The sequence below is a fragment of the Riemerella columbina genome (genome assembly GCF_030517065.1).
GTDB lineage: Bacteria > Bacteroidota > Bacteroidia > Flavobacteriales > Weeksellaceae > Riemerella > Riemerella columbina_A.
Window position 1 is genome coordinate 276,297 of sequence record NZ_CP103950.1, and the last position, 16,739, is coordinate 293,035.

The 16,739-nt window shown below is 39.3% G+C and carries 12 protein-coding genes; 6 read left to right on the plus strand and 6 right to left on the minus strand.

The window, feature by feature from the left end; all coding sequences use genetic code 11:
* Positions 1–89: 89 nt before the first annotated feature.
* The 6 genes from NYR17_RS01250 to NYR17_RS01275 form a co-directional block, all read right to left on the minus strand.
* Entirely contained in the window at positions 90–2,450 is a 2,361-nt protein-coding gene (locus tag NYR17_RS01250) for an outer membrane beta-barrel protein (RefSeq protein WP_302505885.1), read from the minus strand.
* A gap of 121 nt (positions 2,451–2,571) precedes the next feature.
* On the minus strand, positions 2,572–4,959 hold the full coding sequence (locus NYR17_RS01255; RefSeq protein ID WP_302505886.1) for a TonB-dependent receptor domain-containing protein: 2,388 nt from the start codon (positions 4,957–4,959) through the stop codon (positions 2,572–2,574).
* 313 nt (positions 4,960–5,272) lie between these two features.
* The gene (locus NYR17_RS01260; protein WP_302505887.1) at positions 5,273–6,424 is read right to left on the minus strand and encodes an ABC transporter permease; all 1,152 of its coding nucleotides are present in this window, start codon (positions 6,422–6,424) and stop codon (positions 5,273–5,275) included.
* Positions 6,425–6,428: 4 nt separating this feature from the next.
* Complete coding sequence (locus tag NYR17_RS01265) at positions 6,429–7,394, minus strand: HlyD family secretion protein (RefSeq protein ID WP_302505888.1); 966 nt, start codon at positions 7,392–7,394, stop codon at positions 6,429–6,431.
* 10 nt (positions 7,395–7,404) lie between these two features.
* Positions 7,405–8,787, minus strand: coding sequence for a TolC family protein (locus tag NYR17_RS01270; RefSeq protein ID WP_302505889.1), 1,383 nt, complete (start codon positions 8,785–8,787; stop codon positions 7,405–7,407).
* Positions 8,788–8,823: 36 nt separating this feature from the next.
* Positions 8,824–9,273 carry a MarR family winged helix-turn-helix transcriptional regulator gene (locus NYR17_RS01275; protein ID WP_302505890.1) on the minus strand — a complete coding sequence of 150 codons (450 nt, stop codon included), beginning with the start codon at positions 9,271–9,273 and terminating at the stop codon, positions 8,824–8,826.
* A gap of 260 nt (positions 9,274–9,533) precedes the next feature.
* Between NYR17_RS01275 and hchA the strand changes: the two genes are divergently transcribed.
* The 6 genes from hchA (at position 9,534) to NYR17_RS01305 (ending at position 16,702) form a co-directional block, all read left to right on the plus strand.
* On the plus strand, positions 9,534–10,382 hold the full coding sequence (gene hchA, locus NYR17_RS01280; protein ID WP_302505891.1) for a glyoxalase III HchA: 849 nt from the start codon (positions 9,534–9,536) through the stop codon (positions 10,380–10,382).
* A gap of 227 nt (positions 10,383–10,609) precedes the next feature.
* On the plus strand, positions 10,610–12,217 hold the full coding sequence (locus NYR17_RS01285) for a fumarate hydratase (RefSeq protein WP_302505892.1): 1,608 nt from the start codon (positions 10,610–10,612) through the stop codon (positions 12,215–12,217).
* A 99-nt stretch (positions 12,218–12,316) separates the two neighbouring features.
* Positions 12,317–12,589 carry a hypothetical protein gene (locus tag NYR17_RS01290; RefSeq protein ID WP_302505893.1) on the plus strand — a complete coding sequence of 91 codons (273 nt, stop codon included), beginning with the start codon at positions 12,317–12,319 and terminating at the stop codon, positions 12,587–12,589.
* Positions 12,590–12,772: 183 nt separating this feature from the next.
* On the plus strand, positions 12,773–15,034 hold the full coding sequence (locus tag NYR17_RS01295) for an inorganic phosphate transporter (protein ID WP_302505894.1): 2,262 nt from the start codon (positions 12,773–12,775) through the stop codon (positions 15,032–15,034).
* A gap of 152 nt (positions 15,035–15,186) precedes the next feature.
* A complete protein-coding gene (prfA, locus tag NYR17_RS01300; RefSeq protein ID WP_302505895.1) occupies positions 15,187–16,272 on the plus strand; it encodes a peptide chain release factor 1 in 1,086 nt (361 codons plus the stop codon).
* 13 nt (positions 16,273–16,285) lie between these two features.
* The gene (locus NYR17_RS01305; protein ID WP_302506961.1) at positions 16,286–16,702 is read left to right on the plus strand and encodes a RapZ C-terminal domain-containing protein; all 417 of its coding nucleotides are present in this window, start codon (positions 16,286–16,288) and stop codon (positions 16,700–16,702) included.
* Positions 16,703–16,739: the final 37 nt, after the last annotated feature.

Consider the following 16,739-nt stretch of genomic DNA (forward strand, 5'->3'; position numbering starts at 1 on the left):
CAATGTTGGAAGGGTATTGTAGGGCGACGCTTATTGGTCTGTAGTTTTTATGTTTTTATAGGATTTTCAGCAACCTCCTTTGCTTTAACTTAAAATCTCTGGCGACTTTCGTTTTCGGATTTAACTTTATTGTTGCTTACATTTTTATGATTGTCAAATGTGTATGTAAAACTAAGGAAAAAGCTACGTGTAAGTCGTTTTTGATAAAATTCAAAGTCAAAATCATTAAAATAGGAAATATTTCTATCTCTAAGCGTATTGAATATATCATCAACACCAGCGACCAATAAAAGTTTATTATCTAAAAACTTTTTTCTAATGCTTACATCCAAATAATACTTTTCATAAGCTTTAAGGTTTTTGCTTATTCGACTATGATGATATGAATGGTATAACTCCAACCCCCATTGATTAGGAAGTTGTATATCATTATACATAGTACCATAGAAAGAGGCTCCCGATGTATTTACACCATCTCCTGACTGAAAACTATTATAAAAAATTCCAGTAGCCATACTTGTATATAACCATTTTGTGATATTCCCCGCGTAAGAATAATCTAATCCCCATTCTTTATAATTACCAAAATTCTTTGGTTGGTAGTAATTGATATGGTTGGTGTCGGTATAGTATACATTAGTTATCAAATCTTTGGTATAAGCTGCATATAATGACAGACTATGGTTTTTATAGGTCATTTCTATGTCTACAAGGTCTTTGTAAAAAGGTTGTAAATTAGCATTTCCGATTTGATATAAAAAATCATTTTGTTTAAATATAAATGGATTTAAGTCTTTGAATGATGGACGCGAAATACTTTTTCGATAACTTGCTGAAATACTTTTTTGATTTCCAAAATTATATTTGTAGTAAAGCGTTGGGAACCACCGAGTGTATTCTTGATCCACTTTTTGCTGATTTATCTTATTAACTCCTTCTATTTTAGTGTTTTCTAAGCGAACGCCTACTTTAAGGAAATGCTTCCCCAGAACTTTAGCCAAAGTCGTGTATCCTGCTAAAATTTGCTCTTGATTATCAAAATCTTGCTTTTTACTTATGTCCTCTATCCATTGGTGAGATTGTAAAAACTTAACATTCAAAAGATTATCTCTACTGACGGCGTTAAATTTAGCCCCCGCATTCAATTCCCAATCATCATCCCATTTTTGAACGGCATCTAACTGAGCGGTATAATACTTAGAGCGAGCCTCTGAAGTAAACCAATGATTTGAGTTCAGAGATGAATTAGCGTCATATATTGAGGATACATTGTTTTGAGATGTTCCTTGATTTTCGCCCATATCGGCAATGAGTTTTAGGGAACTGCCTTTCTCATCGGTTTTTAAGGTGTAGTTAAAAGTTGTGTACCATAAATCACTCGGCAAATTCCATAATGATTGATTTTTACTTTGAATATTCATCGTTGGGCTAATGATCTCCATAGCCTCTTTGGAGTCAATTTCAAATTGATTGGTGCTGAAATATCCCTCAATCCCAAGCGTATTCTTATCATTCAAATAATACATAGTCCCCAAACGAATGCCTATATTATTGTTGTCTTGTATAAAATCGCCATTGCTATCATTGCTATTTCCATTTTTGTAGTAAAAAGTCCCTCTTGATGTTCCTGAATCTCTATTTTTAGCATAAGAAAAATCTGAATATAAATTCCATTGTTCTGTCCCGTAATTCAAATTAAGACCGCCTTGATAGGTTCCAAAATTATTTTTTCGATGCAGATAAGACGATTTAGCTATTACGCGAATCCCTTTGGGGTTATTTTTCAATATGATATTAATCACTCCCCCTTGAGTTGCCGCTTCTTGATCTGCCGAAGCCATTTCTTGAATTTCAATCACCTTAATATCCTCCGAAGATAATGATTGAAGGTAAGTTCCGAGTTCATCAGATGACAGATTCATCTTTCTGCCATTCACAAGCACTTCAACCGATTTATTTTTTAGCATAATACCTCCTGAAGAGGTAACGCTTAGTTTAGGGCTCTTTTTTAAAATATCTAAACCTGTATTTCCCTCAGCGAAAGGGGAGTTTTCTATATCAAATTGAAGTTTATCGCCGACTTGTTTAATGATTTTTCTTCTCGTATTGATGACAATCTCTTTTAACTGAACGGATTCTCGGATTTTTAACACTCCGAAGTCTATATCATTTGAAAGATCTACCGCCTTATTTGTGACGGTCTCTCCAAATTGCTCCAATTTCAGTGTATAGATCCCTTTTGGAGCGGTGATAAGAAAAACACCCAAGCTGTCCGTTGTAGTCCCACTAAAAACGCTGTCATTTTTTACCAAAACCACATTTACCCATTCCACAGGGTTATTTGAAGTACTTCCAACCACCTTGCCTTTGAGTTGGTATTGTTGGGCGTAAACATTGATACCTCCCCAAATGATCATAAGTGATAAAAACAAAAAACGGTAATCTCTCATTATTTTATATTTTTTCTCTACAAAAGAACTAAATTAAGTTTAAATAAACAAGCGTTTTTTCACATTCCCTCCTCCTTCTCCACTAATTGCTTGCAAGTTGTTTTAAGCATTTATATATGATTTATAACCTGCTTCTTTCTTCCTCGTTACTCTGTATGTTTTGTTGTTTCTGTAATGATTTTCCAAAATTCCAAATAATAGATAATCGTACTTTTTGTGTATCTCCATAATCGTAACTTTTTTGCTCTATGCCGTTTACGATTTGGGTGAATGTCGTTTTATTCGTTCTGAATATATCCGTTGCATTTATAGCTATTTGAAGTTGCTTGTTCAGCATTGAATATTTTAGTCCTGCATCTATATAATACCATGCTGTTGTGGTGTAACTTCCTGCAACTGACGGAGATAGATACGAGAAGCCTAACTCTGCTCTCAATGTCTTTTCTTTGTTTAGTATAAAACTGTTATTAGAATTAAAATATAGTACCCATCTATCTATTTTAGGTAATGTATTGGGTAAATCTGATGTTGTCTTGGAGTAGTATATTGTAGCTGAATTGTTGCTTTCCATCCAACTCCACTTATTAAAAGTGTAGTGTTGTGTTGTTCCAATATTGAGATGATTATAAAAATTGTAGGGAATAACTTTTTGAATGGGATGATCTTTTGAAACGAATGTAACTTGATCAACACCATTTGTCATATAATTAGCATATAATGAAGCAAAATAATTTTTATATGTAAATGAAATTTCTGCGTTATCTATATAAAAAGGTTGCAAAAAAGGATTTCCCTCATTGTAATTATATTTAGAGCTGTAGAACCTAAAAGGATTCAAATTACTATAAGAGGGTCTGTTAATTCTTCTGCTATAATTCAACCCTAAAGTACTACTTTCAGACACTTTGTATGTCAGGTAAAAAGTAGGAAATAGTTTGAGATAATTATTTTTATTCGTTTGGTTGAGTGTTTTTGAATAACCTTCAGTTTGTGTATTTTCTAATCGTAATCCCAATTGTGAGTCCCATCTTTCAGAAAGTTTTTTACTTCCTGAAATATACAATGCTTGGGTATTTTCTTTATAATCAAAACTATTGCTTTTTGAGGGGTCTAAAACAGGATTGTTTGTAGTTTTGTCAATATAAGAAACTTGACTATTATTGTTAATGAAAGCCACTTTAGCACCAAATGAAAGGTTAATCCAATTCAGAGGCATTTCATAATCAAATTTAGCCGTATATATGTCAATATTTTGAAGGCTTAAATTTTTTGCAGAAGCATAACGATTAGGTACCGGAGTATTATTAGGAAAATAGGTATTCGTACTGAAATTGTTGTCTATGTCCGATTTATATTTGAAATAGTCTATATCTATTGAATATTGCGTTCCAATAGTATCTACTTTAGTCGTGCTATGAAAATTTAAAGAATGTGTTTTTCTTTGTATTTCTAATCGAGAAGGCGTAATTATTATAGAATCTAATGCATTATTTTTGGTGATATATGAGGTATTAGTTCCTTTAGAAATTGGCTTTGAAAGCATTCCCATATACTGAATTCCCATTGTCGTTTTGGGACTAATTTTGTAATCTAAGGCAATTCTACCGCTTAGACTGTTTATAAAAACCCTTTTTTTACTCTGCTCATTCCATATATAATTGGGGTAAAAGATCGTGTACTCTTGGTATGGCGCGATACTTCCATTTTGATAATTCAGATTGGAAGAAACCGTTAATCTATCTTTTTGATAATTCAAACCGCCCCCTAAATTCCCTAATGGATATGTAGCTTGCGTATATGAAGTGTTTAAATTACCACTAATATAATTTTGTTTTGTTTCTTTCAATTTAATATTTACGATTCCACTATTTCCTTCTACTTCATATTTTGCCGGTGGCGTGGTGATGACTTCTATACTTTCTATATCATCTGATTTAATTGTTTTTAGAAAACTGAATAAATCATCTCCAGAAAGCTGTACCAATTTATCATCTATCATGACAGAAACCCCACTTTTCCCAATTATTGATATTTGGTCATTTTGAACTCTCAAACTTGGAGTAACTTTTAAAGCATCTATAGCATCTCCACCTGTGGCAGATATAGAGTTTCCGACCTTAAAGACCAATCGATCTACTTTTCGTTGAATTAAAGGTTTTTTTACATCAATCACAATCTCTTGCAATTGAACAGACTCTTTGATTTTTAATATTCCTAAGTCTACATTACTTAAAATGTTTAATTCCTTATTTATTGCAACTTCTCCAAAATACTCCAATTTCAGTGTATAGATCCCTTTTGGAGCGGTGATAAGAAACCCGCCCAAGCTGTCCGTTGTAGTCCCACTAAAAATACTGTCATTTTTTACCAAAACCACATTTACCCATTCCACAGGTGCATTTGAAGTACTTCCAACTACTTTGCCTTTGAGTTGGTATTGCTGGGCAAAAGCATTGGGGTTGATAAAAAACACAATGATGGACAGAAATAAAATGGTGAGGTTTTTCATGGTTTTGAGGATTATAGTTGATAAAATTCATTCTATTCTGTAAATAAAATAAATTAATTTTAAATAAACAAGCGTTTTTTTTAATCAAAACACTGGTTTTGTTGTATTTAATGGTTTTTTCATTCATTTTTATTTGGACTTTCGTTTTTTCATCCGTTAAGAAAAAAATAGCGGAGAGAAGTTTTTATCAACTTCTTCTCCGCTTAAAGATATTAGCATCTATAAATATTCTCTTGTTGGGAATTTGAAATGCGTTTTTAATTTTTCAATTTTCTTAATACCTAAACTTGTCAATTTGCCCACTAAAAAGGTTTTATTCCTTAACTTTTCTCACTTTGATGTAGAGGGCGATGTAACTCAGCACAGCACAGACTCCGCCGATGATCAGCAAATTTTGAATGTAGGGATAAGTCAGGTCAAAATCGCCGTTTTCAATAACTAAAATTCGGAAAGCGGGGAGAAAATGCGTGAGCGGAATACCGCTGGCGAGCCATTGGATCCATTCGGGCATTTGGCTGAGGGGCCATGTAAATCCAGAAATCATAAAACTCGGAGTGGCAACCACCATTAAGATTTCCGTGGCTTTCAGCTCACTGGGAATCAATATGCTGACCAGTATTCCGATAAAACTCACGGCAACGATAAACAGCCCTGCAATCAAGGTGAGTTCTCCCAAATGATGCTCAAATGGAATGGAAAACCAAAAGGTAAAGCCCCAATACATCAGCCATATCAAGAAGCTCATCAGCCAGTAGGGCAATAATTTGACTGCCATCAGCATCAGTGTGTTAGGGCATTGCTGAACCAAATTTTTAAAGCTGCCTTTCTCAAATTCCGAAGCGAAAGACAACGCCAACGCCAACAGTAAAACTTGCTGAAGCACCGTTGCCAACACCCCTGGCCAAAGGAAATACATATAATTGGAGCTGCGGTTATTTTTCTTGATATAAGTGGTTTTGAAGGGCTCGTATTGACTGAGGAGCAACTCTTCTGGCGTGCCTTGTTTGCGGAGAATTTCAATCTGTGTGCCTGCTTTTAGCGTCCCTAAAACCACTTGTAGCGCGGAGGAAGCATAGTTGGCGGTAACGAAATTAGCCGTATTCACCATGGTAGTAACCTCTGGATTTTGTTTGGTCAGCACTTTTCGCTCAAAATCTTTGGGGATTAATACCACGCAGGCGGCGTCTTTTTCAGCCATCAATCGGTCTAAGTTTTGGGTGTCAAACTTCAATTGAGCAATGTGCAGCACCTCGTTGTCCTGTATCATTTCCACCATTTTTTGGCTCATACTACTTTGGTCTTCATCTACCACAATGATGGGCAAATCCGTCACTTTTCCCTTGCTATAGACATAACCGATGAGCAAGCCGTACGCCAGTGGAGCGCCGAAAAAGAGCATTTTCAAGACATCATTTTTCCAAAAATGCCGAAACTCTCTGCGGAGTAATTGTATAAAGGTTTTCATCGTTTTATTTTTTGAGGATAACGGTAGATTTGGTGAGCCATTTTTCTGTATTCTGAGGCTGTTCTGGGCTTACAGTCAGCTCGTACAATTGGTCTTGAAGTTCATAATCAGGATAAGCATTGGCGATGTTGGCATAAGCGCCTATCAGTTTGATATTCTTGATTTTACCCTTGATGCTTTGGTTGAGGTAAGGGCTAAACACCTGAACTTCTTGCCCTTGTTGGTAGGCTTTGAGCTGGCTCTCGGCGAGGGTAAATCGGAAGTAGGTGGATTGTGCCAAATTACCTTTAAATAAAGTATATCCTGGCAAGGCTAACTCGCCTAATTTTAGCGTGATATTACTGATTTTCATATCTTGCGGTGCTATAATGTACCGCTCTTTTTCGGCAACGCTCACCTCTTGTAGCGCTCCCAAAGCACGGTCTTGCTGCCCCAAAGCCATTGTCTGTTGCTCTATCCGAACGCCGTTCTGAACATCGGCAATTTCGGCATCTACAGCGATGAGTTGGGCTTGGGCACCTTGATATTTCGCAAAAACTTCATCGTATTTCTGTTGCGGAATCAGGGAATCATCTACCATTGCTTGCATTCTTCTGAGCGATTTTTTGGCAAATTCATACTGCTCGGTAAGGGCGGCTTTTTTGGCTCTTAGTTGTTTCAATTGATTAGCGGTAGCGCCACGATGTGCCATATTGTACTGGGCTTCAGCGGATTTTACGGCGCCTTGGGCTTGGGCTTTTTTAGCTTCCACTTCGGGAATGTCTAAAATCGCGAGGGTATCGCCTTTCTTCACCCAATCTCCTTCTTGGACCAATATTTTCTGGATACGCCCAGGGATTTTACTCACCACAGCGAGGTCTTCACGCTCTACTTTGCCTTGGATTTCGGTGGTTTTATCTTGATTTTGGCACGATATTATTGAAAGTGCGGTGCCTATTACTAAACTGATTTTATTGATGTTAAGATGCATAGTTATAATTTTATAAGGTTGAATTGATGGATTCTTGCAAAATGCCAGCGGCTTTATAGGTCTCGATGGCAGCTTTTCTCTCGTTGATGATGGTTTCCATTTTGTTTAAAGCCTCTTTATAAGTGTCGTTCTCTGCGGCAAGGCGTTCTGTAATGCCGATGAGCCCATTGCGGTACTGTTTCTCCGCCAAAATATTGTTGTTCTGAGCGATTTTTTCGCGTTGTTCCGCAATATCGATTTGATGAAGCATAGTTTCGTATTCAGCTTGATTTTTAAGAAGTTGAAGTTTCATTTTTTCTTTGGCATCTGCCAATTTATTCGCAATTTGTTGGGCGTTCAATTCGGCTTCTTCCACTTTGTGCAGGCGTTCAAAACCGCTAAAAATCTCCCATTTCATCGCCACGCCTACCATAAAGCTTGGGTGCAGGGTCAGGTGGTTCATTTTCAGATGAGTGGTGGTATTGAGCGCCCCGATAGGCACTTGAGTTTCAGCATTGAAAAGAGAGGAATAACTGTATCCCGCAAACGCGCCGAGGGTGGGTAAATACGCACCTTTTTCCTTTTTGATGGCGTATTCTGAGGCTTTTTGAAACGATTCCAAAGCCTTAATTTCATTGCGATTTTCGGTGTCCAGTGTGCTCAAAATCACAATGGGTGTTACTTGGTGCTGGATGCTCAAAATCTCATCGGTTTCCAATCCTGTCAACTGGTTGATTTTCAGCGCGAGGAGTTGTTGTTTGTTGTGAACATCGGCGCGTTTGGTTTCCAATTCTAAGCGTGCCAACTTGATTTTATCTCGGTCGTACGGAATGGCAAGCCCAAGGGCGATGGCTTTTTGCACGCGTTCGGCTTCTTTGGCGAGGCGTTTGTCGCTATCGTTGATGAGGACTTCGGCAGTTTTTAGGAGTTCTAGTTGGTCAAAACTCTGCAAAAGGTCTTGCAAAACCTCGTCTTTTCGCAGTGCCATCATATAAATTTGTCCTTGATTTTTTTCTTGCAAAGCCTTGGCACCATTGGGAATTTGTCCACCGCTGAAGAGCACCATTTTTGCCGTAATGCCGCCGTGGAAAGCCTGTCCTTCCGCAGAAAAATCAGTGCTGCCGTTGAACAGCGTAAGCCCTGTCAGAGGGAGTTTGAGCGGAGGTAAATCCAAATTCGCTTGGCTGTGGAGGTAGCCATAGAGGGCGTTGGCTTCCACTCTGGGAATGTATTTTTGAAGCACGGCTTTGTGCTCCAGCGCCATTTTCTTCTGTTCCAAACTTTGGTTGCGGAGCTCTACATCTTTATGAAGTGCTTGGTTGATCGCCATTTCTACCCCTTCTGATACGAAAATCTGTCCGTAACCGATGAGGGAGAATGCTGCCAATATGCAACTTAGAATCCATTTTTTCATTGTTGATAGGGTTTAAATTTTTAGGATAAATAAATTTTATTCGTATTTTTTGATATTTTGATAAACTTTCTCAAAACCATTTTTGATGGTTAATATTTCCTCATTGGAGAGGTTTTCTGTGGCTTTGCTGATGGTATCATTGACCACTTTTAGAACTTTCTGTTCCATTTTTTTCCCTTTGGGCGTGAGGAAGATGAGGTTCAAACGCCTGTCGTTCGGGGCATTGTGGCGTTCTACCAATTGCTCTTTTTCTAAATTGTCAATCAGGCGGGTGATGCTCGGTTTATCCCGAAAAGTTGCATCTGCGATGTGCTGTTGCGAGCAACCATCAGATTTCCAAAGCACTGCCAACACCGACCATTGTTCGCGGGTGAGCGGCACACCCTCGTTTTTCAATTGCTGAGACAGAAAGCGGTTGACCAGCATCGGCACGCGCCCTGCCAAAAGGTTGTAACGGTTTTCGTTAGATAATATGGTGTCTTCCATTGTGTTATTTTTCTTTTGAAGTTGCAAAGTTAATACCATTACTGTTGTTTACGCAACTATTTTGAAGATAAATCTAATAAAATTTTTTAATATTTTGATTATCAGTAATTTAAAATAGCATTTAAAATTAGATTCTTGAGAAATAATGACAGCTGGAGGCTTAATGGCGATAATTTTGTGATGGTGGGCGCACGCTGGGGCGAGGAATTTCGGTTTTTATTCGTAATTTTGGACTTCAATCAACTAAAAATTTAAAAAAGATGACACAAGAATTAAGCAAAGAACCTATATTTGATGGTGTGGGCTACGAGCCATCGCCGTTTTCTCGCGCGCAGTTTGTAGCGGCAAAAACCGATTATGATTTTACCCAATACGACCGCCCCAACACAGATAAAAACAAGAAAATATTGGTGGTTTGTACCCAAGAACAATATATGACCATGCAGAATGGCAAAATGTTCTCTACGGGCAATCACCCTGTGGAAACGCTGGTGCCGATGCTGCACTTAGAGGCGGCAGGGTTTGAGTCGGTGATTTTTACGCCAACAGGAAAACCTGTCGTTTTGGAAATGTGGGCTATGCCAAGCGAAGATGAGGCGGTAAAAGGGATTTATGAAAAATACCGCGCTCAGTTTGAGCATCCAAGAAGTTTAAAGGATTTCGTAGAGAATGGTATGCAGTCAGAAGAGGATTTTGTGGCGGTGTTTACCCCTGGTGGGCACGGCGCTATGCTTGGGCTTCCTGCCAATAACGACCTCAAAAAGGTGATCTATTGGGTTTTAGATGAAGATAAATATATGCTGTCTATTTGTCATGGTCCCGCTACGCTGCTGGCAGCTGCACACGAGGAAGCGCCAGAAAACTACCCTTATAAAGGTTACAAAATCGCTTCGTTTCCTGATGTGATAGACACACAAACGCCAGAAATAGGCTATGTGCCAGGCAAAATGCCTTGGTTCTATGGCGAGAAACTCCAGAAATTGGGTGTGGAAATTATCAATGAAGGCATTTCAGGGCTTTGCCACACGGATAGAAAACTCATTACAGGGGATAGCCCTTTGGCAGCCAATAATTTTGGAAAAATGAGCGCAGAAGCGTTATTGTCTTAAAATTAAACGGTACTTCAAACTTATAAAGCCTCCTGCACAGTTCGGGAGGCTTTGGTTTTAACCGATTGTCTCTTGGATGAATAAGAAAGCGGTTAAAAATACATCAATCAATTATTTAGATTGGATATAAATTGGAATTCAGGCACGAAATCATAGCCTATTTTTTGAATAAAACCATTGTGATGCGTAATTTTACCAAAAATTATTTCGTAATTAAAATTTAAATCATGGAATTTAATTATCAAAAACCATTTCCTATTCAGAAAGACGATACCCAATACAAAAAAATAAGTTCAGATTATGTGACTGTGGAGCAACTGGGCGACCGCGAAATTTTGCGTGTAGACCCCAAAGGCTTGGAGCTTTTAGCGGAAAAAGCCTTGGCAGATGTTTCCTTTATGCTGAGAACTTCGCATTTGGAGAAGCTTAAAAAAATTATAGACGACCCAGAAGCTACGGATAACGACCGCTTTGTGGCTTATAATTTATTGGAAAATGCTGCGGTAGCCGTGGAGGGCGCATTGCCATCTTGCCAAGATACAGGAACGGCCATTTGCGTGGCTAAAAAAGGTGAAAATGTCTATACAGGCGTGGAGGATGCCGAGTGGTTAAGCAAAGGTATTTTTAACACTTATCAGGATAGAAATTTAAGATATTCTCAATTGGTGCCGCTAAAAATGTTTGAGGAGAAAAACTCGGGCAGCAATCTACCAGCACAAATTGACATCTACGCGGAGAAAGGCAATGAATACCATTTTTTATTTTTAGCCAAAGGTGGAGGCTCTGCCAATAAGACTTTTTTATATCAAAAAACAAAATCTTTGCTTAACGAGGAGAGCTTTGAGGCGTTTGTACGAGAAAAAATTATGGATTTAGGCACCGCGGCTTGTCCGCCTTACCATTTGGCGTTTGTTGTTGGTGGCACTTCTGCCGAGGCGAATTTAGCCGCCGTGAAGAAAGCCAGCGCGGGTTATTACGATAATCTCCCTACCGAAGGTAATATGGGAGGGCAAGCCTTCCGAGATTTAGAATGGGAGAAAAGAATTCAGGAAATTTGCCAAGAAAGTGCCATTGGCGCGCAGTTTGGAGGGAAATATTTGACCCATGATGTTCGCGTGATTCGTTTGCCGCGCCACGCTGCTAGTTGCCCTGTGGGTATGGGTGTTTCTTGCTCGGCAGACAGAAATATCAAGGCTAAAATAACCAAAGAAGGTTTGTTTTTAGAACAATTAGAGGCCAACCCTAAACGCTTTTTACCAGAGGTGCCGCCGCATTTGGAAGCTCCTGTGGAAGTCGATTTGGATAGACCAATGCCTGAGATTTTAGCCGAGCTTTCACAATATCCAATTAAAACGAGATTGAAACTGAAAGGAACGCTCATCGTAGCGAGAGATACGGCTCACGCCAAGATTAAAGAAATGATAGATGCAGGTCAGCCGATGCCAGACTACTTTAAAAACCACCCGATTTACTACGCGGGACCGGCAAAAACGCCAGAAGATATGCCATCAGGAAGTTTTGGACCGACTACGGCCGGCAGAATGGACCCTTATGTGGCACCATTTCAAAAGCACGGCGGTAGTATGATTATGCTCGCGAAAGGCAACAGAAGCAAAGAAGTGACAGAGGCTTGTGCTAAATATGGCGGTTTCTATTTAGGGTCTATTGGTGGTCCAGCAGCTATTTTAGCGAAGGAAAATATTAAATCTGTTGAGGTGGTGGATTTCCCAGAATTAGGAATGGAAGCCGTGAGAAAAATAGAGGTGGATAATTTCCCTGCGTTTATTATCACAGATGATAAGGGGAATGATTTCTTTGCGAGCATTGCCCACTAAACCTTGTATTTTAGATTAAAAATAAATTAAAAAATAATACGGTTTTCTTTTGTAGAAAAATAAAATTGTGTTAATTTTGCCTTATTAAAATAATTAGTAATGATGTTATCCGCATTTTGGCCATTTTATCAGTTCCTTTGGACCATCTACTTTTTTACAATGATGATGGTAGGTTTTTGGTGTATTATGATGTTCGCGACTTTCATTGTGCCACTATGGCTTACAGAAGGTTTAGCGGAATATTTTGGAAAAACCAAACCTTTTGATCCAGAGAAAGTAAGATATAAAAGACTCTACGAGCAAGAAGGCGTAGAGGTGATCTACAGAAGGCCTGTAGGCGAGGCTACAGAAAATGCTGCAGCACACCACTAAAAAAGGCTAAGGACAAGTTTTTCATAATAAATATTTTTTATTGGCTTTAACGAGTCAAGTATTTTACTACAATCATTCCTCCGATTTTTCGGAGGAATGATTTTTTATATTAAGTTTTCTTAACAATAGTAATCATTTCTAAAAAAAGTCTTAGAATTGCTTCAATAAAAAATAAAAAGAAAAATGGAATATTTTGTTATTGTAGTGGTTTTGCTATTTGTTTTAGCAATTTCAGATTTAGTAGTCGGTGTGAGTAATGATGCCGTGAACTTCCTCAACTCCGCAATAGGCTCTAAGGCGGCACCGTACAAAGTTATTATCATCACGGCTATTGTGGGGATTTTGCTGGGTTCCGTCTTTTCCAGCGGTATTATGGAAATCGCAAGAAAAGGCATTTTCTATCCGCAATATTTTACTTTTGATATCATTCTGATTGTCTTCTTGGCGGTTATGCTGACCGATATTATTTTGTTGGATGTTTTTAACAGCTTGGGGCTACCGACTTCCACCACGGTTTCTATTGTGTTTGAATTGCTGGGTGCCTCGTTGGTCAGTGGGATTTTATTCTCTATGGCCAAAGACGAAAAACTCAGCGAGGTGGGCAAATACATCAATTTTGAGAGTACCTCCAATATCGTTTCAGGGATCTTTTTATCCATTTTGATTGCCTTTACAGCGGGAGTGGTCATTCAGTATTTATGCCGATTATTGTTCACCTTTCAGTACCAAAACAAATTAGCAAGATATGGCGCGCTCTATTCTGGGGTGGGCATCACTTCGATTGTTTACTTCTTACTCATCAAAGGTTTAAAAGGAACCACAATCATCAGCAAAGAGAGTAGGGCTTTTATCAATGATAATACGGTGCTGATTTTAGGTATTATCTTTCTGGTGGCTACCGCTATTTTATTTTTGTTGCAAAAATCGTTCAAAGTCAATCCGCTCAAAGTGGTCGTGTTGGCAGGGACATTCTCTTTAGCGATGGCATTTGCGGGGAATGACTTGGTGAACTTCATCGGGGTGCCGATTACAGGATTCTTGGCGTTTAAAAACTGGCAAGCTTCAGGTGTTCCCGCCCACGAGTTTTACCAAAATTATCTGGCGAGTAGTGATGTGGTGGTGCCCAACTATATGCTGATTATCGCAGGGATTATTATGGGATTGACCATTTGGCTCAGTGCCAAAGCTAAAAAAGTAACCGAAACGGAAGTGAATTTAGGGCGACAAGATGAAGGCGATGAGCGTTTTAAACCCAATGCGATTTCTCGGAATATTGTCAATTCTTCCTTGGTGCTGAGCCGTATTTTGGGCGTGATTATCCCGACCTCGGTGGTTAAGCGGTACAATAATAGTTTTGAAAAAAGTAAACTCCAAGAGGCTACCGTGGTGCAGGAACCGCCAGCGTTTGATTTGGTGCGTGCTGCAACCAATCTGGTGGTGGCATCTATTCTAATTGCGTGGGCAACCTCGCTCAAGTTGCCACTCTCTACCACTTATGTTTCTTTTATGGTGGCTATGGGGTCTTCCTTGGCGGACAAGGCTTGGGGGCGAGAGTCGGCGGTGTACCGTGTGGCAGGGGTGCTTTCGGTGATTGGAGGCTGGTTTATTACGGCGCTTATCGCTTTTACCGTTTCGGCGCTTTTTGCCTTTATTTTGTATCAAGGTGGAGAGGTCGGCACCTATATATTGGTGGGGCTGGTATTCACTTTCATCATCGTTTCCCAAGTTTCATTTAATAAAAAAGAAAAGAAAAATAAAACAGCGACAGACCGACTGAGCGTCCTTGACCAGAAGGATTTAAATTTAATAGAAAAATACCGCTCTTTGGTAGGGTCTGTTATTTCTGAAATTGCCCAAAGTTATAACGATGTGATGAATGGGCTCCGCGAGGGTGATGTTCCTAAATTGCAAAAAGCCCACCAAGCGGTTTTGGAGTTAGAGGAACACGGCTATAAGGTGAGAACAAAAAGCATCAAATACATTAAAAATCTCACTTCTGGCGATCCTAACACCTCCGAGGTGCTTTTGCTGAGTAGTGATTTTATCCAAGATTTGGCACAGTCTACCAAGTCGCTCAGCAACGAAGCTTTGTTTTATATCAAAAATCTACATCAGATTACCGACCCTCATTTCATCACAGATTTGGAGGTTTTAGACCAAAAGATGAATCAGTTTTTTAACCATATTCTGGTGTCTTTGGAGCAACCTGAAAGCGAAAGTTTAGAAGATATTAGACAACTGCGAAATGATGTGAGAGCCTTTATCAATCAGAGGTTAGAGGAGCAAATACAGGCCATCAACAAAAATAAACCTAGCACCAAACAAGGGATTTTGCAGACTAATGTTTATCTCCAAAGTAGAGACATCCAAGCCGTGCTGATGCGGATTTCTAAGATGTTTCTTCAGCTCTATGATGCTAAAATTACCAGCACGCAACCTTCGTAGATTGAGGTGATAAAGCTGGGCAGTTTCGCAAAGCATAGGCTAAAAATTAAAGCAAAGATAAGTGATGGAGGGCGTGTTTTTACTTCATAGCGGCAACACGATAACCTCAAAAAAAATCCTTATCTTTGCTTTTTTATTAGAGTACAAGAAACATGTCAAAAAGTTTAATACCTAAATTAGAAGCCATAAAACAACGCTACAACGAAGTAGCAGACCTGATTATACAACCCGATGTGATCTCTGACCAAAAGCGCTATTCTTCTCTCAATAAAGAATATAGTGATTTAGGGAAAATCGTGAAGGTGTTTGATGATTATACCGCCACGCTCAATGTGATTTCGGAGGCTGATGAAATCATCGCCGATGGTTCGGATAAAGATTTGGTAGATTTAGCCAAAATAGAGAAGCAAGAAGCCTTAGACAAAATTCCGCAGATAGAAGAGGATTTAAAGTATCTACTCATCCCTAAAGATCCTGCCGATGATAAAAATGTAATGGTAGAATTACGCGCTGGAACGGGTGGAGATGAGTCGGCAATTTTCGTGGAAGATGTCTATCGGATGTACAGTATGTACTTTAAAACCAAAGGCTGGAAACACGAAATTACCGATGCTAATGAAGCTTCAAAAGGATATAAAGAGCTCATCATGAGGGTGGAAGGTGATGGTGTTTATGGTATTATGAAATTTGAATCTGGCGTGCACCGTGTGCAGCGTGTTCCAGAAACAGAGTCTCAGGGGCGTGTGCATACTTCTGCCATCACGGTAGCGGTCTTGCCAGAAGCCGAAGAGGTGGATGTGGAAATCAACCCTGCAGATATAGAAATGCAAACCTCGCGGTCAGGCGGTGCTGGTGGGCAGAATGTGAACAAAGTGGAAACCAAAGTGCAACTGACCCACAAACCGACAGGTATTGTGGTGGTCTGCCAACAGGCGCGCTCGCAGCTGGCCAACAGAGAGTTAGCGATGGAAATGCTCAGAACCAAACTCTACGATATAGAGCTTCAAAAAGTGCAAGGCGACATTGCGGCACAGCGTAAAACAATGGTGTCCACAGGGGACCGCTCGGCAAAGATTAGAACCTACAACTATCCGCAAGGGCGCGTAACAGACCATAGAATCAACAAGTCTATTTATAATCTGGATAACTTTATGAATGGTGATATTCAGGAGATGTTAGATGCCCTCATTATGGCAGAAAATGCAGAGAAAATGAAGGGCGAAGAAGAAAGCGTTTAAAATTAAAAAAATGATGAAACAACCTCAATTGACCATAAGAGTTTATAGTTTTTCGTATAAAAAAGGCGGTATTCCCAAAGATGAAACAGAGAATGGCGGTGGCTTTGTCTTTGATTGCCGAGGCATCTTAAACCCTGGAAGACAGGAGGAATATAAAGCCCAAACAGGCGCCGATGCTCCCGTACAGCAATATTTGGAAGAGAAAACCCAGATGCCTCAGTTTTTGAGTTTGGTACATCCGCTCATTTCTATCAGCATAGAGGATTATTTGGATAGAGGTTTTGAAAACCTACAAGTGGCGTTCGGTTGTACAGGAGGGCAGCACCGCTCGGTTTACGCGGCAATAAAAACGGCAGAATTTATTAAAGCAAAATACCCGCAAACCGAGGTTATTCTGCAACATAACGAGCAACACCATCTCAATAATTAAAATATTATAAAGAAATAAGCGTTGGTATTATAAATGA